Origin of the sequence: Nocardiopsis ganjiahuensis DSM 45031 (assembly GCF_000341085.1) — a bacterium.
In the GTDB taxonomy this organism is placed as follows: domain Bacteria; phylum Actinomycetota; class Actinomycetes; order Streptosporangiales; family Streptosporangiaceae; genus Nocardiopsis; species Nocardiopsis ganjiahuensis.
Genome location: NZ_ANBA01000007.1, coordinates 60,543 through 80,481, shown reverse-complemented (window position 1 = coordinate 80,481; position 19,939 = coordinate 60,543). Strand labels below are relative to the sequence as shown.

Annotated in this window: 19 protein-coding genes; 6 read left to right on the top strand and 13 right to left on the bottom strand. The window is 72.0% G+C overall.

The genetic code is table 11. The features are described 5' to 3' along the window. Nucleotides 1–41: 41 nt before the first annotated feature. The gene (locus D458_RS0107050) at nucleotides 42–2,327 is read left to right on the top strand and encodes an FdhF/YdeP family oxidoreductase (protein ID WP_193374599.1); all 2,286 of its coding nucleotides are present in this window, start codon (nucleotides 42–44) and stop codon (nucleotides 2,325–2,327) included. On the opposite strand, the gene D458_RS0107045 is transcribed toward D458_RS0107050, so the two are convergent. From D458_RS0107045 to D458_RS0107035, 3 genes are all read right to left on the bottom strand, one after another. Next, nucleotides 2,324–3,829 (bottom strand): carboxylesterase/lipase family protein, encoded by a 1,506-nt coding sequence (locus D458_RS0107045; protein WP_026119066.1) that lies wholly within the window; start codon nucleotides 3,827–3,829, stop codon nucleotides 2,324–2,326. The genes D458_RS0107050 and D458_RS0107045 overlap by 4 nt on opposite strands. A gap of 113 nt (nucleotides 3,830–3,942) precedes the next feature. Continuing rightward, the gene (locus tag D458_RS0107040; protein ID WP_026119065.1) at nucleotides 3,943–4,842 is read right to left on the bottom strand and encodes an MBL fold metallo-hydrolase; all 900 of its coding nucleotides are present in this window, start codon (nucleotides 4,840–4,842) and stop codon (nucleotides 3,943–3,945) included. Between the two features lie 233 nt (nucleotides 4,843–5,075). Next, nucleotides 5,076–5,975, bottom strand: a complete 900-nt coding sequence (locus tag D458_RS0107035; RefSeq protein ID WP_017586019.1) for a helix-turn-helix domain-containing protein — start codon at nucleotides 5,973–5,975, stop codon at nucleotides 5,076–5,078. Between the two features lie 136 nt (nucleotides 5,976–6,111). Here D458_RS0107035 and D458_RS34775 point away from each other — a divergent pair, with 136 nt between their 5' ends. Continuing rightward, entirely contained in the window at nucleotides 6,112–6,696 is a 585-nt protein-coding gene (locus tag D458_RS34775; protein ID WP_017586018.1) for an SRPBCC family protein, read from the top strand. 23 nt (nucleotides 6,697–6,719) lie between these two features. Here the strand turns inward: D458_RS34775 and D458_RS0107025 are convergent, their stop codons facing one another. Beyond that, the gene (locus tag D458_RS0107025) at nucleotides 6,720–7,391 is read right to left on the bottom strand and encodes a hypothetical protein (RefSeq protein WP_239647910.1); all 672 of its coding nucleotides are present in this window, start codon (nucleotides 7,389–7,391) and stop codon (nucleotides 6,720–6,722) included. A gap of 384 nt (nucleotides 7,392–7,775) precedes the next feature. Then, the gene (locus tag D458_RS0107020; protein ID WP_051049621.1) at nucleotides 7,776–9,014 is read right to left on the bottom strand and encodes an FUSC family protein; all 1,239 of its coding nucleotides are present in this window, start codon (nucleotides 9,012–9,014) and stop codon (nucleotides 7,776–7,778) included. Nucleotides 9,015–9,151: 137 nt separating this feature from the next. On the opposite strand from D458_RS0107020, the gene D458_RS0107015 reads away from it, so the two are divergent. Together D458_RS0107015 and D458_RS0107010 are read left to right on the top strand one after the other, a co-directional pair. Further along, entirely contained in the window at nucleotides 9,152–9,787 is a 636-nt protein-coding gene (locus D458_RS0107015) for a histidine phosphatase family protein (protein ID WP_017586015.1), read from the top strand. A gap of 185 nt (nucleotides 9,788–9,972) precedes the next feature. Beyond that, nucleotides 9,973–10,308 (top strand): hypothetical protein, encoded by a 336-nt coding sequence (locus D458_RS0107010; RefSeq protein ID WP_017586014.1) that lies wholly within the window; start codon nucleotides 9,973–9,975, stop codon nucleotides 10,306–10,308. A gap of 43 nt (nucleotides 10,309–10,351) precedes the next feature. Here the strand turns inward: D458_RS0107010 and aroQ are convergent, their stop codons facing one another. Beyond that, on the bottom strand, nucleotides 10,352–10,819 hold the full coding sequence (gene aroQ / locus D458_RS0107005; RefSeq protein ID WP_017586013.1) for a type II 3-dehydroquinate dehydratase: 468 nt from the start codon (nucleotides 10,817–10,819) through the stop codon (nucleotides 10,352–10,354). Nucleotides 10,820–10,949: 130 nt separating this feature from the next. Here aroQ and D458_RS0107000 point away from each other — a divergent pair, with 130 nt between their 5' ends. Beyond that, nucleotides 10,950–12,746, top strand: a complete 1,797-nt coding sequence (locus tag D458_RS0107000; RefSeq protein ID WP_017586012.1) for an acyl-CoA dehydrogenase — start codon at nucleotides 10,950–10,952, stop codon at nucleotides 12,744–12,746. A gap of 11 nt (nucleotides 12,747–12,757) precedes the next feature. Here D458_RS0107000 and D458_RS0106995 read toward each other — a convergent pair whose 3' ends face one another. The 7 genes from D458_RS0106995 to rpmG form a co-directional block, all read right to left on the bottom strand. Continuing rightward, nucleotides 12,758–13,171, bottom strand: a complete 414-nt coding sequence (locus tag D458_RS0106995; protein ID WP_017586011.1) for a hypothetical protein — start codon at nucleotides 13,169–13,171, stop codon at nucleotides 12,758–12,760. Nucleotides 13,172–13,212: 41 nt separating this feature from the next. Then, nucleotides 13,213–13,566 (bottom strand): hypothetical protein, encoded by a 354-nt coding sequence (locus D458_RS0106990; protein WP_017586010.1) that lies wholly within the window; start codon nucleotides 13,564–13,566, stop codon nucleotides 13,213–13,215. Beyond that, nucleotides 13,563–14,333, bottom strand: a complete 771-nt coding sequence (locus D458_RS0106985; RefSeq protein WP_017586009.1) for a MerR family transcriptional regulator — start codon at nucleotides 14,331–14,333, stop codon at nucleotides 13,563–13,565. Before D458_RS0106985 ends, D458_RS0106990 begins: the two co-directional genes overlap by 4 nt. Nucleotides 14,334–14,461: 128 nt before the next feature. Beyond that, entirely contained in the window at nucleotides 14,462–16,852 is a 2,391-nt protein-coding gene (locus D458_RS0106980; RefSeq protein WP_017586008.1) for a lysylphosphatidylglycerol synthase transmembrane domain-containing protein, read from the bottom strand. 188 nt (nucleotides 16,853–17,040) lie between these two features. After that, nucleotides 17,041–17,211 (bottom strand): 50S ribosomal protein L32, encoded by a 171-nt coding sequence (gene rpmF, locus D458_RS0106975; protein ID WP_017586007.1) that lies wholly within the window; start codon nucleotides 17,209–17,211, stop codon nucleotides 17,041–17,043. A gap of 228 nt (nucleotides 17,212–17,439) precedes the next feature. Further along, entirely contained in the window at nucleotides 17,440–17,685 is a 246-nt protein-coding gene (locus D458_RS0106970) for a type B 50S ribosomal protein L31 (RefSeq protein ID WP_017586006.1), read from the bottom strand. A gap of 47 nt (nucleotides 17,686–17,732) precedes the next feature. Then, nucleotides 17,733–17,897 (bottom strand): 50S ribosomal protein L33, encoded by a 165-nt coding sequence (gene rpmG, locus D458_RS0106965; RefSeq protein WP_017582317.1) that lies wholly within the window; start codon nucleotides 17,895–17,897, stop codon nucleotides 17,733–17,735. Between the two features lie 178 nt (nucleotides 17,898–18,075). Between rpmG and D458_RS0106960 the strand changes: the two genes are divergently transcribed. Continuing rightward, on the top strand, nucleotides 18,076–19,851 hold the full coding sequence (locus D458_RS0106960; RefSeq protein WP_017586005.1) for a PhoX family protein: 1,776 nt from the start codon (nucleotides 18,076–18,078) through the stop codon (nucleotides 19,849–19,851). Nucleotides 19,852–19,939 lie beyond the last annotated feature (88 nt).

Here is a 19,939-nt window from a genome sequence, read left to right as displayed (position 1 = left end):
TTGGTGAGAGAATTCGAACTGTGACACACCATGACTCGGACATGCCCGATCCCGTCCAGGACGCGCCGGAGGTAGGACTACCGAAGGAAAGTGCGGCCGGGATCCCCGCGGTGCTCAACAGCGTGCGCCACGTGAACGACCAGGCCGGGATCCGGCGCGGCTTGCCGGCGATGCTCGCCGTCAACCAGAAGAAGGGCTTCGACTGCCCGGGATGCGCCTGGCCCGAGCCGGACAAGCGGCACAAGGCGGAGTTCTGCGAGAACGGCGCCAAGGCGGTCGCCGAGGAGGCCACGCGCAAGACCGTGACCGGGGACTTCTTCGCCCGGCATCCGGTCGCGGAGCTGTTCGACCGCTCCGGGTACTGGCTGGGGCAGCAGGGCCGCCTGACCGAACCGGTCTACCTGCCGGAGGGCGCCACCCACTACGAACCCGTCTCCTGGGACCGGGCCCTGGACATGATCGCCGACGAACTGCGCGGGCTGGACTCGCCCGACAACGCGGTGTTCTACACGTCGGGGCGCACCAGCAACGAGGCGGCCTTCGCCTACCAGCTGTTCGCCCGCCAGCTCGGCACCAACAACCTTCCCGACTGCTCGAACATGTGCCACGAGTCGTCCGGGTCCGCCCTCACCGAGACGCTGGGGGTGGGCAAGGGCAGTGTGTCCCTGGAGGACATCAACCAGGCCGACCTCATCATCGTGGCCGGTCAGAACCCGGGGACCAACCACCCCCGGATGCTTTCGGCGCTGGAGAAGGCCAAGCGGTCCGGTACCAGGATCATCACGGTCAACCCGCTGCCCGAGGCGGGCATGAAGGCGTTCCGCAACCCGCAGTACGCCCGGGGCCTGGTGGGGCGCGGCACCGAGCTGACGGACCTGTTCGCGCAGATCCGGCTCGGCGGCGACCTGGCGCTGTTCTCGGCCGTCAACCGGCTGCTGCTGGAGACCGACCAGCGCGGTGAGAAGGTCCTGGACCACGGGTTCGTGAACTCCTTCACGCACGGGTTCGAGGAGTTCGCCGAGGCGCTGCTGGCCGAGCCCGAGGACGAGTTCTGGTCCCGGACCGAACGCGACACCGGGCTCTCCCGGGAGCTCGTCGAGGAGATCACCGCGATGGTGGTGGCCTCGGAGCGCATCGTGGTCTGCTGGGCGATGGGGCTGACGCAGCACAAGCACTCGGTGCCGACCATCCGCGAGGTGGTCAACTTCCTGCTGCTGCGCGGCAACGTGGGCCGGCCGGGCGCGGGCGTGTGCCCGGTGCGCGGCCACTCCAACGTCCAGGGCGACCGCACCATGGGCATCTTCGAGCGCCCCGCCGAGTCCTTCCTGGACGCGCTGGGCGCGGAGTTCGGCATCGAGCCCCCGCGCGAGCACGGTCACGACACGGTGAACGCGATCCGGGCGATGGCGCGCGGCGAGGTGGGCGTCTTCTTCGCGATGGGCGGCAACTTCGTGGCCGCCAGCCCGGACACCGAGGTGACGGAGGAGGCCATGCGCCGGGTGGGGCTGACGGTGCACGTGTCCACCAAGCTGAACCGCTCCCACGTGGTGACCGGTGCGCGCGCCCTCATCCTGCCCGCGCTGGCCCGCTCCGACCGCGACCTGTACGACGGCCAGCAGCGGTGGGTGACGGTGGAGGACTCGATGGGGCTGGTGCACTCCTCGCACGGGGTGCTGCCACCGCTGTCGGAGGGCATGCGCTCGGAGGTGGACATCGTCCGCGAACTCGGGCGCCGGCTGTTCGGGAACGACCCGGTGGACTGGGACCGGATGGCCGACTACGACCGGGTGCGCGACCACGTGGCCGCGGTCGTGCCCGGGTTCGAGGACTTCAACGCCAAGGCGCGCCGGCGCGGGGGGTTCGCGCTGCCGCACGCCCCGCGCGACGACCGGCGCTTCCCGACCGCGACGGGTCTGGCCAACTTCACCGTGAACGGCACCTACGCGCCGCAGGTTCCCGAGGGGCGGCTGCTGCTGCAGACGCTGCGCTCGCACGACCAGTACAACACCACGATCTACGGGCTCGACGACCGCTACCGGGGCATCCACCACGGCCGTCGGGTGGTGCTGGTCAACCCCGAGGACGCCGGTGAACTGGGGTTGGCCGACGGGGCCTACACAGACCTGGTGGGTGAGTGGTCGGACGGCCGGGAACGGCGGGCACCGCACTTCAGGGTGGTGCACTACCCCACGGCCCGGGGCAGCGCGGCCGCGTACTACCCGGAGACCAACGTGCTGGTGCCCCTGGACTCCACGGCGGACGTGAGCAACACGCCCACGTCCAAGTCGGTGGTGGTGCGCTTCGAGCCCTCCACCCAGCCGGCCTAGGGGTGGCGGTTCCCGGGGGACCAGGCTCGTCGTTCCTGGCCCCGGGGGTCGTCGATCAGGGTCCACTCCGCGTCGATGCGCATGGTGGCCCGGCGCTCGGTGGTGTACGGCTCCCAGCCGGGGTCTCCGGTCCGGGCGAAGCGGACCCAGGCCCCGTGCATCCGCGCGGCGAGGTCGGCAGGCGGCCGCTGGGGGCCGAGCAGGCCGTGCGGGCCGTGCAGCCGGGGAAGGTGCGTGCGATCGAAGACGAAGGGGAGTTCCACCGTGTGGGCGGCGCCGAGTGCGCCTCCCATGGCGGTGGAGCGCCAGGCGAATTCGTAGCCGAAGGTGCGGGACCGGGGGTGCGTCGCGTGCGCGTCGGCCAGGGCCCGGCTGCCCGCACCGAACGCGGCGTCACCCAGGATCGCGGACCTCAGCTCACCGGGGGACGCTTCCGGCCGTGACGCGCGGTACGCCTCGACCAGCCGCTCCGGATCCGGGTGCGTGCGGGCCGCCACCGCGTGGACGTCGGCCGTTGTGGAGGCGGCGTGCTCGCCCACGGGGACGAGGTAGAGGTTCCCCTCCTCGGCGTTGGTACCGATGAGCAGGTCGACATCGGCACCGAGGCCGGCGGCGACGGATCGCGCGGGCTGCGTGTCCAGGACCAGGCCGACGGGGCTGAGCCCGACCAGGGGGTCGAAGTGGGTCCCGGTCCGCAGGTCGACGGCCGCGAGTCGGCCCACGGCCTCGACCAGCCGTTCGTCGGAGACCTCCGCGAAGGCGTCGGCGTGGCGCTCGACGCCCAGGGCCTCGGCCGCCGCCTCGCTGACGCGGCGGGCCTGCTCGGGGGTGAACGCCCCCGAGCCGCTGCCGCTCTGGACGATCGCCCGCTGGAAGAGGCCGGTGGCCTCGGGGGCGGCGAGGACCCCGCCGACGATGGTGGCCCCGGCCGACTGACCGAAGATCGTGACATTGCGGCGGTCACCGCCGAAAGCGGTGATGTTCTCCCGCACCCAGCGCAGCGCGGCCACCACGTCGAGCAGGCCCCGGTTGGCGGGCGCCCCGGGCAGGTCGAGGAAGCCCGGGATGCCGAGCCGGTAGTTGACGGTGACGAGGACGACGCCGTGGCGGGCGAAGGCGGCGCCGTCGTAGAGCGCGGAGCGGGTCGATCCGGCGACGAAGCCGCCGCCGTGGACGAAGACCATGACGGGCAGGTCCCCGTCCGCGTCGGCGGGTCTCCAGACGTTGACGGTGAGGTGGTCCTCCCCTCGGCTCCAGCCGGTGCCGAAGTAGGGGGACATGTCCACCTCGCCGAGCCCGCGCGCGGCCTGCGGTGCGTTGGGCCCCGGCGCGGTGGCATCCCGTACGCCGTCCCATGGTTCGTGCGGCCTCGGCGGGGCGAATCGGCCGGCGCCGCGCGGCGGAGCGGCATAGGGAATGTTGAGGAAGACGGTGGCGGTGTCCTTCCGCATTCCGCGGACCGCCCCCTGAGCGGTGGTGACGACGTCGGTGTCGTGGTGCACGACGGTTCCTTTCCCCGGGCCCGGGTGGGCGGCCGGAACGAAGGTGTTCGAGACGAAACCGGACCGGGGTCCGGCCTCCGGCATCGGCCGGCAGGCCGGGACCCGGCCTCGGGTCAGAGCCGGTCGAGCGCGGCCCACCGCTTGATGCCGAACGAGCCGCCACTGCGTTCCACTTCCAGCGCGCCGTGCCCGGTGAAGTGGGCGGGCAGGACCAGCGCACCGGTATCGGCGGCCCAGCCGAGAATCTCCTGCCGGGTCCTGCGGGAGGCCTGGGCGTCCTCGCAGAAGCAGCTGTTGTGTTCGGGGTGCATGATCTGGAACGGGGAGTGCAGCAGGTCCCCCGCGAACACCGCGCGCTCGGTGCCGGAGTCCAGCATCACCACGCTCGACCCCGGGGTGTGGCCGGGCGCGGCCCGCAGACGCAGGTTCGCGTCGATGCGGTGGTCCCCCTCCCAGAGCGTCACCTGGCCGGCGGCGTGGACCGGCGCGACGCTGTCCTCGAAGACGTTCTGGTTGACCCCTCCGGCGATCCTGGGGTTGTTCGCAGGGTTCCAGAACTCGAAGTCCGCTCTGGGCATCAGGTACGAGGCGTTGCGGAAGGTCGGAACCCAGGACTGGCCCTCCAGGCGTGTGTTCCAGCCGACGTGATCGACGTGCAGGTGGGTGTTGACCACGATGTCGACATCGTCGGGCTGGACGCCCGCCCGTTCCAGGTTGCCGAGGAAGTCCAGATCCAGGTGCCCCCAGGCCGGGGCGTAGGGGCGTTCCTTGTGGTTGCCGATCCCGGTGTCGATCAGGATGGTCTTGCCCTCGCTGCGCAGCACCCACGTCTGCACGGCGATCCTGCAGATATCGGTCTCCTCGTCGAGGAAGTGCGGGGCGAGGACGGAACGGTGTTCGTTCCACTCCTGTTTCGTCGACGTGGGGATGAAGACCGCCGGTGTCATGCCGACCGGCCCGTGCATTTCCTCGACTCGTGTGATCTCTACGTCACCGAGAGTGATGTTACTCATGGCGTTTCTCCTGATGTCCGTGGTTCGTCCTGTGCCGGGCGAGTGGGGCCCGGCACCGTTCAGTGGTGGTCCTGCGGAGTGCCGCACCCGTGGTCAGGCGTGCGGGCATGCCGCGGCCCGGTGGGGGCCCGGCGGGCGCAGGCGGCACCGTGGCGGCGTCGCCCCGCTCCTCGGGCGCGCCCGGCCGCGGAAGGGGTGGGTGAGGGCTTCCTGGGTGGTGAGGGCTTCCTGGGTCAGGCTGGTCGGGATCCGGTGCTCTCGCGGAGCGGGGCCGCGCCGCTCGGCTCGCCGGCGTGGGCGAGGAGAGCCAGGGCCGCCGCGGACGGGGACCCCGGTGCGGCCGTGGCGATCACCACGGCCGGTCCGCTTCCCTGCGGGCTCTGGACCGTCTGCTGGGTCACGGTCAGGGCCCCGACCGTGGGGTGGCGCATCTCGTAGTCGGCGACATCGCAGGCCAGGATCCGGTGGTCCGCCCACATGGCGGCGAACTCCGGACTGCGAATGATCAGCTCGCCGACGAGACCGGCCAGCAGGGGATCCTCCGGGTGGCGGCCGGCGGTCAGACGCAGATTGCCGACCACGGCCCTGGCCTTGGCGGGCCAGTCCGCGTAGAGGTCGCGGGTGTGGGCGTCGAGGAACACCATCCTGGCCATGTTCGGCCGAGTGCCCGGTTCGGCGGGGCCGCCCCGGTCGAGATGGCCCGCGAACAACGCGTGGCCCTGGGTGTTCCAGGCCAGAACGTCACTGCGGCGGCCCATGACGATGGCGGGGGTGCCTTCGAGGGCGGTGAGCAGCGCGCTGGTAGCCGGGGTGACGTGCTCGGGGCGGGGCCGGGGCGCGGCCCTGCCCCGTTTCGGTGGACGGGCGAGCTCGTGCAGATGGGCCCGCTCGGACCCGTCCAGACACAGGGCGGTCGCGATGGCGTCGAGCACCTCGGGTGAGGCGTTGCGCGACCGCCCCTGTTCGAGCCGGGTGTAGTACGGAGCGCTGATGCCCGCGAGCATCGCCAGCTCCTCCCTCCGCAGCCCCGGCACCCGGCGGCGCTCGCCGTAGGTCCGCAGCCCGACGTCCTCGGGGCGCAGAAGGCCTCGGCGTGCCTGGAGGAAGTCGGCGAGCTGCCCGTGTTTGTCCATGGGACCGAGTATGCGCGGCATCGCCGAGCCGCGCCTCACCCTGTCGGGGTACGGATCCACAGGGTGTGGCCGCCCACCGCGCCGGTCGCCATGATGAGCCGCACACCCTCTCTCACCTTCACCCTTGGGGACCCCGATGAGCACGACCACATCCGAGAACACCACCCCTGACTCGCGGGACCCGCTGGCCGACCTCGATCTGACGCCCTTCGCCTTCACCAGGCGGTGCTGGGTCGACGCGCCGCCGGACTTCGTCTATCCCCTGATCAGCGACGTGTCCCTGATCGAGACCTGGAGCCCGAGCGCCGGCGCCGTGAGCTACGCGCCGGGAGACGGCCCTTGGGTCGGTGCCCGGTTCAGCGGACGCAACCGCCGCGACGGGCGTGAATGGATCACCCGCTCCGAAGTGGTCCAGGCCGATCCGGGCTCAGCGTTCGCCTTCGTCGTCGGCGGCGCGGAGCAGGGCATCGTTCGCTGGGACTGGCGCCTGTGCGCCCAGGGCGCCGGCAGCGTCGTCCAGCAGTCCTGGCGCCTGCTGCGCGCAGATCCGGTCCTGGGCGACACACCCGAGGACATCCGTGCCCTACGGGACCATATGGCGAGCAGCGCGGAGACCACTCTGGTGTCCCTGGCGGAGTGGATCGCGGCACACCGGTGGTCACCGCCTGCCACCACCGGCGGCACGGTCCGGTCCGGGGATCAGGAGGGCCGTGGCGCCTGAAGGAGCGGCCCGCGGGGCGGCGGTCAGCCGGCCCCCCTGCGCCGGGCCTCCCGCACCGCGTCCGGCCTGCGCTGCCTGAGGCCGGACCGCAGCGCCGCGGGGTAGCCGAAACAGGCCGCGACCAGACCGACGACGCCCAGCACGGTGAGCGGTACCCACGCCAGGGCCACTCCGGCGCCGACCGCGCCCAGGCCACCGGACAGGAGTACGCCCACCCACCACCACCGCGGGCCGCCCAGCGCGATCCCGCCGCAGACGGCGGCCCCGACGATGGTGCCCCCGAAGAGGAGGACGCCCAGGCCGCCGACGCCGAGGACCATGGGGAGCGCCCAGACCGGAGGATCGGTTTCTTGGTACATGGCGAGGGGAAACCCGGCGACCAGGAGGCACAGCAGGCCCAGGACGGTCCCGGCGGTGGCGGCCAGGGTGAGCTTCGCGGTCGTGCTGAGCGGTTCGGAGTACTGGTCCAGCGTCGCCGACCACGAACCCCACATGATCCAGCCCGCGATGGTCAGCACGCTGCCCAGGAGGACCGGCACCACGAACACGGGGCTGTTCAGGCCGTCCTCGACCTGGTTCATCACCAGGCCGATCGGTATGGACAGCCCGAGGAGCGCCAGGCCCGCCAGCGCGCCGTAACCGAACCCGCGCTCCATCCGACGCGCCGGATGCTTCTTTCCCACTCCGCGCTGCACGGGCCCGCCTCTTCCGCCGACGTTCTGTTCTGGTCGATGCTCCGCCACTGTAGGAGTGCGGAGGCCACCATGGCCAGGTCGTGTTTTTCTGAAGGCTTTCGGATGAGCTCGCGGTCGTCAGGCAATCTCTCGCAAGCCGATGTGCGAAGTTCGGCCTGGTGGTGCTGCACGAGCGCAGATGCACAGCGAGAGGCCTGGCGGTCACGCGCCCGGAATGCTTCAAGAACACGGCCTAGCGGTCCTGCCGCAAGGTCCCTGCCCCACCCCGGGGCCCCGGTACCGCACCCGGGGGCCCCGGGCGCGACTCGGCGCGTGGCATGGGAACCGTTCGTGAGGGCCCGCTCGACCGTGCCCGCTCGACCGTGCCCGTTCAACTGGGCCCGCTCAGCTGGATCCCTCCGTCGGGGGACCTTCATCGGGACCGGGACGGCGGCGGCCCGGCCGCCGCCACTCCGGGCGCCACCGGGGGCGCCAGCGCAGCCAGGGCAGCCACGGCTCCCCCTGCGGATGCGGGACCGTGGGGTCCTCCAGATCGCCCAGGAGGACGTCCTCGACCTCGTCGAACCTGATCCCGGCGAACACCATGATGTCGCTGGCGACCATCTCCACCGCGAGGTGGGTCGCGTGGGTGACGGGGTCGTCCTCCGGGGAGCCCGCTCCGTAGGTGCGCGCCGCCATCAGGGCCTGTTCCACCGCCTGTTCACGGGCCTCGCGGCTGCTGAGGTCGTCGGCCAGGGTGGCGAGCACGTCCGCCATGCCGCTCACGATCGGCGCCAGCTCCTGGCGTTCCTCCACCCCCATGGACGTGGTGGTACGGGACAGGAACAGGCAGCTCTCGCCCAGCAGGATGAGCCGCTCGATGACCTCGTCCTCGTCCAGTACCGGCTGCGGGTCGCCCCAGCGGATGGTGGAGAGCCGGATCGTGGACCTGCTCCCCTCCCGGGCCTTGCTGAGCTGGGCCATCGGTCTGCTGAGGTCACCGAGCCGGTTGACCACCTGCTCGCTGGAGGTGTCGCCCTCCTCTCCGAGGGACTGGCCGACCAGGGCGAGCATGCTGGCCATCTCCTTCAGCGCGTCCTCCTCGATCCGGCGCAGCATGGCCACGAGCCGGGCCGGGAAGAAGAACTGACTGAAGGCGAGGGCCACCCCCGCCCCGATGAGGGCGTCCACGAACCGGTCGATTCCGGGGCTGGCCGCCCCGACGAAGATCGTGGTGAGGATGGCGCTCGCGGCGGCCTGGCCGACCACGATCCGTTCGGCGTTGATCGCCGCGGCCACCGTCATGGCGCCCGCGGTGGCCAGCGCCATCGCCACGTCGTTGCGGTCGGTGACCAGTAACGCGAGCTCACCCGCGAGGATGCCGACGAACACCCCCATGAGCAGCCGGAGCGCGTTGGCCCCGCGTTCGGCGCCCGAGGCGTTGAGCGCGATGACCGCGGCGATCGGCGCGAAGAAGGGGCTGTGGTCCTTGATGAGACCGCCCGCGATGGTCCAGGCCAGTGCGGCCGCGATGACGGCCAGCACGATCAGGGAGGCGTGGGAGGACACGCGCTCGCGTGTCTCCACCGCCACGGCCCGGACACGGTGCCGCAGGGTGCGACCCTCCGGGGGCAGCTCTCCCATGTTCTCCTCACCGACGAAGGGACAGTCCTTCGGGGGTTGGGGGGCCGCCGGTTCCATTGATACCGGCCAGAAGGGGAGAAGTGTGGTTCCCCGGCCCGGTGTTTCGCGTCGGGAGAGGCCACCCGTACTGTGTCGGCATGCCAACGATCTACCTGATCCGCCACGGTAAGGCCTCCCCCGAGGCGGCGGACTACGACGAACTGAGCCCCACCGGATACGAACAGGCGCGCCTGCTGGGCGCCGAGCTCAAACGGCGTGAGCTGGACGTGGGCCCCGTGGTGTCGGGGTCACTGCGTCGCCAGCGCCAGACCGCCGCCACCGCCCTGGCCGAGGCCGGGATCGACGTCGAGCCCGTGGTGGACGACCGGTGGAACGAGTACGACCACCTGAACCTGCTGGACCGCTATCCCATCGAAACCGGATCGCTCCAGCAGCGGCTGGACGCCGCCCTGACCTCCTGGACCGGTACGGGTGAGGCGGGTGAGGATTCGTGGCCGCTGTTCCGTGACGGTGTGCGGGCGGCCCTGGGCGAGGTCGCGGCCGCCGTGGGCAAGGGACGGACGGCCCTGGTGTTCACCTCGGCCGGAGTGATCGGCGCGGTCTGCTCGACGCTGCTGGACACCCCTGCCGCGGGGTTCATCGCGATGAACCGGGTGGTGGTCAACGGTTCGGTGAGCAAGCTGGTGCACGGCCGCGGCGGCACGCAGCTGCTGTCGTTCAACGACCACGCCCACCTGGAACACGGCGGCCCGGAGCTGATGACCTACCGCTGAGCGGACTTCTCTCGGGCCCATCACATACCGACCAGTCGGTTCCGGATTTGCGGGTGTCCCGGAACCGACCTCGGCGTCCTGGGGGGTGAGGAGCGCGGTCGAGGCGGGGCACACCCCTCCCCCGCGCCTCTGCCCGGCCGCGTGCCCGGGTGCGGGTCCGGCCCCGGCACGGCATCCTGGAGGGCATGACCGAACACCCCGCCTCCGAACCCGCCCCTGCCCCCGGCCCCGCTTCCGCCCCCGCCGGACCCGACGTCGAACACCTAGCCGCCACACTGCGCCGCCGCCGTTCCGAACTGGCCGGGGCGAAGGCGGCCCGGATCGGCGACGGCAGCATCGTCCACGAACTCACCACCCGGGTGTGGGTGGGCGTGGAGATCCCGGCGGTGGTGTGCGCCGCCGCCCCGGACCCGATGCGCCTGCGCCCCTCGGGCGGCCCGGTGACCTGCCTGCGCTGCCGCTCCAGGAGGTCGGGCAGCGGCGGCGAGCAGGTCCCCGGCCAGGAGCGGCTCTGGAGCTGACCCCGCTCCGGAGCGCCCCTCGCGGGCGGCGCCCCGGCCGGCCTCAGGCTCCGGACTCCGCGGCGCGCTCGGCGGCGCGGGAGAGGGCCGCGCGCAGGCCGAGTTCGTAGCCGAGGACGCCGCACCCGGCCACGTACCCGGCGGCGACCGGAGCGGTGACCGAGGTGTGGCGGAACTCCTCGCGGGCGTAGATGTTGGAGATGTGCACCTCGACCACGGGCGCCTCGACCGCGTCGACGGCGTCGCGCAGGGCGATGCTGTAGTGGGCGTAGGCGCCCGGGTTCATCACCACACCCGCGTAGTGCCGCGCGGCGTGGATGTGGTCGACCATGCCGCCCTCGCTGTTGGACTGCGCGCAGACGACCTCCACACCCAGCTCCTTGCCCAGGGCGGTCACCCGACGCTCGACCTCGGTGAGGGTGGTGGTTCCGTACTGCTCGGGGTCGCGGGTGCCCAACAGGTTGAGGTTGGGGCCGTTGAGCAGCAGGACGGTGGGCGTCTTCTCAGTCATGTGCGGCTTCCTGTGTCGGATCGGATGGGACCAGGTTAGACCCGCGGCTCCGCGTGGCCCCGGTCACCTGGGGATCGTTCGGGCCAGGTAGCATACCGACCAGTCGGTTCATCACTTTGGGAGGCAACCCGTGGCGTCCACCCTGCTGTCCGCACGCGACCTGCAGTTCCTGCTCTACGAATGGCTCGACACGGAGGCCCTCACCCGGCGCCCCCGGTACGCGGACCACTCCAAGGAGACCTTCGACGGAGCCCTGGAGCTGGCCGAACGCGTGGCCACCGACCACTTCGCCCCGCACAACAAGACCAACGACGCCAACGAACCCCACTTCGACGGCGAGCGCGTGCACGTCATCCCCGAGGTGAAGAAGGCCCTGGAGGTCTACGCCGAGACCGGGCTGTCCTCCATCGCCATGGACGCCTCCGTGGGCGGCGACCAGATCCCCCGGGTCGTCTCCAGCGCGTGCAACGCCTACTTCCAGGCCGCCAACCTGGGCAGCTCCGCCTACCCCTTCCTCACCTCCGGGAACGCGTCCCTGCTGGTCGCGCACGGCTCCCCCGAGCAGGTCGAGACCTTCGTCCGGCCCATGGTGGAAGGGCGCTTCACCGGCACGATGTGCCTGTCCGAGCCGCAGGCGGGCAGCTCCCTGTCCGACATCACCACCCGCGCCGAGGACGCCGGCGACGGCACCTACCGGATCTTCGGCAACAAGATGTGGATCTCGGCGGGCGACCACGAGCTGACCGAGAACATCGTCCACCTGGTCCTGGCCAAGATCCCCGGCGGTCCGCCCGGGGTCAAGGGGATCTCGCTGTTCATCGTGCCGAAGTACCTCGTCGAGGAGGACGGCTCCCTCGGCGAGCGCAACGACGTCGTGCCGGCCGGGCTCAACCACAAGATGGGCTACCGGGGCACCGTCAACGCGCTCCTCAACTTCGGTGAGGGCCGGCACACCCCGGGCGGCTCCCCCGGTGCGATCGGCTACCTCGTGGGCGAGCCCCACCAGGGCCTGAAGTACATGTTCCACATGATGGACGGCGCCCGGATCGGGGTGGGTGCGGGCGCGATGGCGGTCGGCTACACCGCCTACCTGAAGTCGCTCCAGTACGCCCGCGAGCGCCTCCAGGGCCGCCCGCTCGGGGCGAAGGACCCCGCGGAGCCGCAGATCCCCATCATCGAGCACACCGACGTGCGCCGGATGCTGCTCGCACAGAAGAGCTACGTGGAGGGCGCCCTCGCCCTGGTCCTGTACTGCGCCCGCCTCGTGGACGAGAAGGCCAGCACCGACGACCCCGAGGCGGCGAAGAACGCCCAGCTGCTGCTGGACGTGCTCACCCCGATCGTGAAGAGCTGGCCCTCCCAGTGGTGCCTGGAGGCCAACAGCCTCGCCATCCAGGTGCACGGCGGCTACGGCTACACCCGCGAGTACGACGTGGAGCAGCACTACCGGGACAACCGGCTCAACGCCATCCACGAGGGCACCCACGGCATCCAGGCTCTGGACCTGCTGGGCCGCAAGGCCGTCCTGGACGGCGGCACCCGACTGTCGCTGCTGGTGGACACGGCCCGTGCCACCGCGGAACGGGCCCGCAAGCTCGGCGGCCGCGAGGCCGAGTACGCCGACCTGCTCGACGCCGCCCTGAACCGCACCGCCGAGACCGCCGCGGCCACCTGGTCCGAGGGCGACCCGGCGGTGGCCCTGGCCAACGCGACCCCCTACCTGGAGGCGGTCGGACACGTGGTGGTGGCCTGGCTGTGGCTGGAGCAGCTCGTCACCGCCCACGGCAAGGAGGGCGGGTTCTACGAGGGCAAGCGGGCCGCCGCCGCGTACTTCTTCCGCCACGAGCTGCCCCGCACCGGCCCACAGTTCGACCTGGTCTCCTCCCGCGACCGCACCGTCCTGGACGTGTCCCCCGAGGTCCTCTAGGTCCTGTTCCGTCAGATACCGGTGGGACAGAGCACGAGCTCAGTGACGGTGAGGCGGACCCAGGCCCCGGGGAGGGGTCTGGGTCCGTCCGTCTCCGTCATGAGGAGGCCGCCGCCCACCCGCAACACCACGATCGGGTCCTCTCCGACACCGACCTCCTCCACACGTCCGCAGAGGCGGACCCCGGCGGGGAGGCTTCCACCGGGGGCGCCGAGCACACCCTCGACACGGTCCAACCCCGGCTCGCCACGGTCGAACACGGAAACGGTTTCGGGAACGTCCAGTTCCACGTCGTGATCACCGAGTCCGGGGCGCACAGCCCCCGCCCAACGGGCGGTCGCCCTCCCTGCGGCGCAGCGGAACTCGACGAGGGGCCCGGCGCTGGAACCGGGTTCCTCCAGTACCCGGGTCACCGTGATCAGCATCGCCCGCTCACCTCTGCTCCTCCTGTCGGTCCCGGTCGGCTTCAGGCGGCGCGCAGACGTCCGGGCTCGGGGACGTCGAGGACGAACACGTGCCCGATGTCAGCCTCCTCGTACCCGTAGTCGGCGTTGGCCACCCGCATCCGCTCGGGGGTGACCTCCACGATCCGGACCGTGACCGGCTCCTCCCGTCCGGGAAGGGTCAGGAGCCACGGCCCGGCCAGGTAGGACAACCCCAGTGCGTCCAGGGCGGCCCTGGCCTCGGCCTCCGGGACCGGTCCGGCGACCGGGTGCCCGAACGGGGTGACCGGTACGTGGCCGCCGCCCTCAGGGCGCAGGTAGCCCAGTACCTCACCGTCCTCCTCGCGGCGGTGGGGCCTCCAGTGAGCAGGGATCACGTCTGCCCCTCCGGGTCCCGGCCGCCGCCCAGTCGCTGCTCGGCGTAGACCTCCATGGCCTCGCACTGGTAGTCGGCCAGCCCGGGGGCGACCCGCTCGTACGCCTCTCGCCAGGGGCCGTCCTCGGCATAGACCTGTCCCAGGTGGGCGAAGGCCTCCGTGTCCGGGGTCCACATGAGGCAGACCTGCCGGTAGTGGAGGTCGATCTCCGCCTGGACGGCCGGGGAGTCGGGCGGGATCCCCGTCCTGAGGTGTCCGGCCATCCGGTCCATCTGCTCGGCCGCCTCGGCCCGGAGCCGCTCGGCGTTCTCGGGGGTGACCCCCTCCCCCGCCGCCCTGGCCTGCTCCCACTGCTCGGGCCACTCGGTGCGTGCCCGCTCGGAGTAGTGCTCGGTGTCGAAGCCCGCGAAGAGCTCCTCGGGTCTGCTGGCCATGTCGTTTCCCTCCAAGGCGTCGACGGTGCGACGCACGGTGTCGACGAGCACGCTGAGACGGTCGCGTTCGGCCTCGAGGTCGTGCAGGTGCCGGCGCAGGGCCGCCACCTCGTCGTGCTCGGAGTCCAGGACCCGACGGATGTCCGCCAGCCCCAGTCCGAGTTCGCGCATGACCAGGATCCGCTGGAGTCTGCGCAGTTCGGGCTGTCCGTACCGGCGCAGCCCGCCCGGCCCGGTGCTCTCCGGGAGCAGCAGCCCCACGTGGTGGTAGTGGCGCAGTGTCCGGGAGGTCACTCCGCTCATCCGGCAGACCTCGCCCATCGACCACGACATACCGTCTCCCCTCGTCCGGCCGGTCCGTCCGGCCTGGAAACGACGTTAGGCGTTGACGTTACGTCAACCGCAAGTCGGTGGAACACGCCCTCACCGGAGCGGTGGTCACCGGGGTTCGAGCCCTGGGGTCAGATCGCCTCGCGGCGCTGCAGGTAACTGAAGGCGGCCCAGCCGGGCAGGACCGGGAACCAGAAGGTCAGTACCCGGAACAGCAGCACGGCGGGCAGGGCCACGGCGGCGGGGATCGCGGCCACCGCGGTGAGTCCGCCGATCAGGGCGGCCTCGACCGCGCCGAGCCCGCCCGGGGTGGGCGCGGCCGAACCGACCGCGTTGCCCGCGAGGAAGACCACGGCGACCGCGACCAGGCTCACCTGCAGTTCGGGCCCGGCGAAGGCCAGGACCGAGAAGTGCAGGCACAGCACGAACGCCACGGTCAGCAGCAGGGTGCCGCCCACTCCGAGCAGGAGGCTGGCCGGGCGCTGGAGCAGGTCCAGCACCTGGGGCAGGACACCGCCCAGGTAGGGGCGCAGCCGTGAGCCGACGGCGCGGCGCAGCTTCGGGTGCAGCAGGACGGCGGCGACGCAGGCGGTTCCGGCGATGACGATGCCGGTCACGGTCGGAGAGGGGGTGAAGCCGGTCCAGTACGAGGTGCCGGTCAGGTAGGCGCACACCAGGAGCAGCGGAACGTGGACGAGGAAGCCCACCAGCTGGGTCAGGCCCACCGCGGACAGGGCCAGGGAGGTGGGCACGCCCGACTTGATCACGAACCGGCTGTTGATCGCGATCGACCCCAGCCCGGCCGGGGCGGCGATGCGCACGAACGACGCCGCGTACTGCACCAGGACCGTCCGCCACCAGAGCAGCGGCGCCGGAACGAAGCCGACCAGCACCATCGCGGCGGCGACCATGCAGGCGGTGGCCATGGCGAGGGCGGCCGCCGCCCAGGCGGGGTCGGCGTTGCGGATCGCGCCCAGTTCCACCCCGGAGAGCTGGTAGACGAGCACCAGCCCGACCAGGGTGACGACCACGACGCTGACGATGGTGCGCGGGCGCATCCGTTCCAGGCGTGCCGGCTGGGCGGGGGCCTCGGGGGCGACCGCGGCGATCTGCCGCCGCAACTCGCCCAGGAGGTTCCGGTCGGAGCGGCGGAGTTCGGCGCGGAGCCCGTGCGGCAGCCCCGGTGCCTGCAGCAGGGGGAGGACGGCGGCGGTGGCGGGCACGCCCAGCGCCCGCACGGCCGAGGCCACCGCGCGTTCCGAACCCACCCGCAGCGCCAGCAGGGTGATCATCGCGGCCGTGTCCAGGGAGGCCTGGATCTGGGGCGCGGCCACCGCGCCCCGGTCGACCCCGGCCAGAGCCGCGGTGCAGGGGGTGTCGGCGAGCACGCCGACGGTGGTGCTGTCGAGGTCGCCGTGGGCGATGCGCCGCCGGTGCAGCAGGCCGAGCTGGCGCCAGAGGTCGTCGATCAGGGCGTCGGTGATCTCCGGCGGGTCCAGGGCGGCCAGGCTGGTGAGGCGGGGACGCTCTCGGGCCAGGAGGACGGCGCCCGGGGCGAGTTCGCCCAGCGCGAGGACGCGGGGGGCGTCCACCCCGGCGTCCCGGACGGCGGAGCTCATCAGGGCGGCGTGTTCGGCGCGTCTGCGCGCGCCGTAGAGCATGCGGGGGGCGACGGGGCCGCGGAGCATGAGCAGGGCCAGCAGCCGCTGCCAGAACCCCTTGGTGTTCTCGGAGTTGAGCACGGAGAGCTCGATCTGGCGGCCGTCGGCGAGGTCGGCCAGGTAGAGGGGGTCTCCCTCGCGGTCGGTACCCGCCAGGGTGATCCGGTCCGCGGTCATGTCGAAGCGGTGGAGTTCGGCGTGGATGCGACCGGTGGCGGGCGGCGGCACGCTGGAGCCGACGGTGTACCGGGCCAGGGCTGCGAAGGTCAGGCCGACGAGGAGGGTGAAGAGGACGGCGAGGATGCTGGTGACCCCGGCCATGAGCGCGGTGACCGCTACCGCGGCGTTGGTGCCCCACAGCAGGGAGCGCACCCGTGGCAGTCCGCTGGGCATGGTCCGGGTGAAGGCGATACCGGCGGCGACGTAGCCGAGGGTGGCTGCGGTCAGGACGTCGTCGGGGAGCCCGGGGAGCGGGTCGGCGCTGTAGGTGGCGGTCTCCAGCACCGAGTTGACGAAGGACGTCATGGCGTAGGCCGACACGGCGGCGACGATCGCTCGCAGCAGGTCGCGCAGGTCCCCGGCGAACAGGGTGCGCAGGACGACGTAGACGATCAGGACGATGAGCAGGAGGTTGGCGCCCAGAGCGGCGGCGAAGAGCAGCCACGACGGGATCACCGCGCGGAGCTGGGTGGCGTCGTCCGTCGGTGCGCCGTCGGAGATCGCGTCGCTGACCAGGAGCAGGACCAGGAAGACCAGAATCAGGCCGGCGATCCCCGCCAGCAGGTCGACGGGGCTGCGCGGGGCGCGTGCCGCGATACGGCCCGGGGCGGGGGGCGGTGTGTCGGTAGGGGTTGTTGTCACGGGTTCAAGACTGCCCGACTCATGGGGATTCGGGCACCAGGGGTGGGGGTGTTTCGTCCGGTCCGTTCCGTCAGCCTCCGCCGATCCCTCCCGGACGGGACCGGAGCGGGCGGCCGGGCACACCCGCGGCGCCGCCGGAAGAGGGCCGGCGGCGCCGTGGCGTGAGTTCGGTTTCGCCCCGTGCGGAGCTACTCGGGCAGGGGGAGGAGTCCGCTCTGATAGGCGCGGACGAGGTTGCGGGGGACGCGGTACTCGCCGCCGCGAATGCGGACGGTGACCAGCTCGGGGGCCTTGGCCTTCCACTGGGAGCGGCGCGTGCGCGTGTTGGACCGCGACATCTTGCGCTTGGGTACGGCCATGTGACCTGTTGCCTTTCTGCTGGGGTTCCGGAGTCGCGTGACTCCGGGAGCGGGGCCGCGGACGCGGGCCCGGGGTCAGGGTGCGGGAATCCGTCCCGGCGGCGGGTTCTCAGCCGTACACGAGGGCCGGGGCATGCGCGGGAAGCGGGTGAGCGGTGGGCACGGACCCAGCGGTCCGTGCCCACCGCCCGTGGTCCCCTGCCGGAGGGACCCTGCCGCCGGCGCCCATTACTTGCGCTGGTAGCGACGCTGGAAGCGCTCCACCCGGCCGGCGGTGTCCACCACGCGGGCGGTACCGGTGTAGAAGGGGTGGCTGGCGCTGGAGATGTCGACGTCGACGAGCGGGTAGGTCTTGCCGTCCTCCCACTCGATGGTCTTCTCGCTGCTCCGGGTGGACCGGGTGAGGAAGGCGAAGTCGGCTGCCTTGTCGCGGAAGACGACGTGCTGGTACTCGGGGTGGATGTTCTTCTGCATGCGGGTCTCCGTAGGTTTCGGGCCGTCGGTCGGCGTTCCTCGCGGGGTCAGCGCTCCTCGCGGAACTCGACGTGGCGGCGGAGCTTGGGGTCGTACTTGCGCAGGACCAGGCGGTCGGGGGTGTTGCGACGGTTCTTCCGGGTCACGTAGGTGGTCCCGGTCCCCTCCGTGGACTTGAGCTTGATGATGGGCCGAACGTCGTTGCGTGCCATGGGCGCCTCCTCGGGGTGTCAAGCGTGTCAACCGAATGATAACCGTTTTCATTCCCATCTGAGCACGCACCCCGGCGACACCACATGCCCGAATACACGGGAAAAACTACTTTGTGTGATTATCTCATCACACATGATGGTGGTCGGTGCGGCACGCACCCCCGGCTCGAGGAGAACCATGGCGCCCGGATCCAGACCCAGCCGACGACAGGTCCTGCGCGGCGGAGCGGCGCTCGGCGCCCTCACCGCCGCGGCTCTGCTGGGTGATACCTCCCTTCCCGCCCTGGCCTCCCCTGACACCGGTTCCGCGCCCACCTTCGCCGGGGTCCCCGTCGCCCGAGCCGACACGGTCACCGTTCCGACCGGCTACACCGCGAGGGTCCTGCTCCCCTGGGGCGCACCGCTGCACCGCGGCTCCCCGCGATGGCGGGCCGACGCCACCGACACCGCGGCCGCCGCCGCCCGCCAGGCGGGTACCGGACACAGCGGGCTGCGCTACGTCCCCCTCCACCCCGGCCACGACGGGGGGCGGCGCGGGCTGCTCGTGGTCAACCACTCCTGGATCGATCCGGTACTCCTGCACGCGGACGGCGGCCGCTCCGCCGACGCCGCCCGCACCGACAAGGAGATGGCCTCCCTCGGCATGACCGTGGCCCGCGTGGAGCTGACCGACGGGCGCTGGAGGGTGATCGACGACGAACTCAACCGCCGGCTCACAGCCACGTCACCCACCGTCCTGTCCGGCCCCCTCGCCGACCACAGGTCCTTGGAGAGCGACACCGAACCGGCCGGGGTCATCGGCGGCTCCGCCCACGCCATCACCCCGTGGGGGACCTATCTGACCGGTGAGGACACCCTCGCCGACGTCTTCGGAACCGATACCCGGGGCTGGTCCGCCACGCCCTCCCAGCGCCGCTACGGGTTCACCGCGGAAGGGTCGTCCTACGGCTGGCACACCCACCAGGAGCGGTTCGACCTGGCCCGGAACCCCAACGAGGCGCACCGGTTCGGCTGGACCGTCGAGGTCGACCCCATGGATCCCTCGGCGGCCCCGGTCAAGCACACCGCGATGGGACGGCTGGCCCACGGCGGAACGGCCGTCACCGAGTCACGCGGGCGCGCGGTGGTCTACATGAGCGACCGGACCCACCTCTACAAGTTCGTGGGTGAACGGCCCTGGCGCGAGGCCCGGGGCCGCACCCCGGGGCCGTTGGCCGAGGGCACCCTCTACGCGGCCCGCCTGACCACGGACGGCCTGGGCACCTGGCTCCCCCTCGTCCACGGCAGGTCCGGTCTGACCTCGGACCAGGGTTTCGCCGACCAGGCCGACGTGCTGTTGCGGGCCCGCGAGGCGGCCGACTCGGTGGGCGCCACCGAACTCCAGGGGCCGGGCGGCCCGACCGTGCACCCCGAGACCGGAACGGTGTACTGCCCCGAGACCTCCGGGAGCGGGAGCGGGCGAGTGCTGTCGTGGACCGAGGGATCGAACGACCACGGCGCGACCCTGTTCTCCTGGAACGAGTTCGCGCGGGCCGGAGCACCGTCCGGAGACGGGCAGGGCACGGTCTTCGCCGCCCCGGGCGGGGTCGACTGCGGAGACGACGGCCGTCTGTGGATCCGCACGGACGTGGCCCGGCTCGGCGACATCCCCGAGGAGGCGCGCGAACAGGCGGGCAACAGCGCGCTGCTGTGCGCCGACCCCGTGAGCGGGGAGGTCCGGCGCTTCCTGACCGGGCCGCGCGGCTGCGGGATCGCCGGGACGACGGCCACACCCGACCGGCGCACCCTGTTCGTCACCGTGCAGGGGCCGGGCTCGGCCGCGGAGCGGCTGGGCGAGCCCACGGTGGACGACCCCCGAGCGGTGAGCAACTGGCCCGGATTCGATCCCGCGGGGCGTCCCCGGTCCGCGGTCGTGGTGGTCCGCAAGGACGACGGCGGGATCATCGGCACCTGAACCGGCCGGGCCGACAGGCCCCGGGTAGGGCAGGCCCGTAGTCGGAGGGTGGGGCGTCCCGTCTTCATCCGGGGCGGTGGCTCCCGTA

Coding starts and splice junctions, on each gene's coding strand:
- D458_RS0107050 (WP_193374599.1), top strand. CDS start 42: ATGCCCGATCCCGTCCAGGACGCGCCGGAGGTAGGACTACCGAAGGAA.
- D458_RS0107035 (WP_017586019.1), bottom strand. CDS start 5,975: ATGGACAAACACGGGCAGCTCGCCGACTTCCTCCAGGCACGCCGAGGC.
- rpmG (WP_017582317.1), bottom strand. CDS start 17,897: ATGGCACGCAACGACGTTCGGCCCATCATCAAGCTCAAGTCCACGGAG.
- D458_RS0107020 (WP_051049621.1), bottom strand. CDS start 9,014: ATGGGAGAGCTGCCCCCGGAGGGTCGCACCCTGCGGCACCGTGTCCGG.
- D458_RS0106995 (WP_017586011.1), bottom strand. CDS start 13,171: ATGCTGATCACGGTGACCCGGGTACTGGAGGAACCCGGTTCCAGCGCC.
- D458_RS0107040 (WP_026119065.1), bottom strand. CDS start 4,842: ATGAGTAACATCACTCTCGGTGACGTAGAGATCACACGAGTCGAGGAA.
- D458_RS34775 (WP_017586018.1), top strand. CDS start 6,112: ATGAGCACGACCACATCCGAGAACACCACCCCTGACTCGCGGGACCCG.
- rpmF (WP_017586007.1), bottom strand. CDS start 17,211: ATGGCCGTACCCAAGCGCAAGATGTCGCGGTCCAACACGCGCACGCGC.
- D458_RS0106960 (WP_017586005.1), top strand. CDS start 18,076: ATGGCGCCCGGATCCAGACCCAGCCGACGACAGGTCCTGCGCGGCGGA.
- D458_RS0106985 (WP_017586009.1), bottom strand. CDS start 14,333: ATGTCGTGGTCGATGGGCGAGGTCTGCCGGATGAGCGGAGTGACCTCC.
- D458_RS0107010 (WP_017586014.1), top strand. CDS start 9,973: ATGACCGAACACCCCGCCTCCGAACCCGCCCCTGCCCCCGGCCCCGCT.
- aroQ (WP_017586013.1), bottom strand. CDS start 10,819: ATGACTGAGAAGACGCCCACCGTCCTGCTGCTCAACGGCCCCAACCTC.
- D458_RS0107015 (WP_017586015.1), top strand. CDS start 9,152: ATGCCAACGATCTACCTGATCCGCCACGGTAAGGCCTCCCCCGAGGCG.
- D458_RS0106970 (WP_017586006.1), bottom strand. CDS start 17,685: ATGCAGAAGAACATCCACCCCGAGTACCAGCACGTCGTCTTCCGCGAC.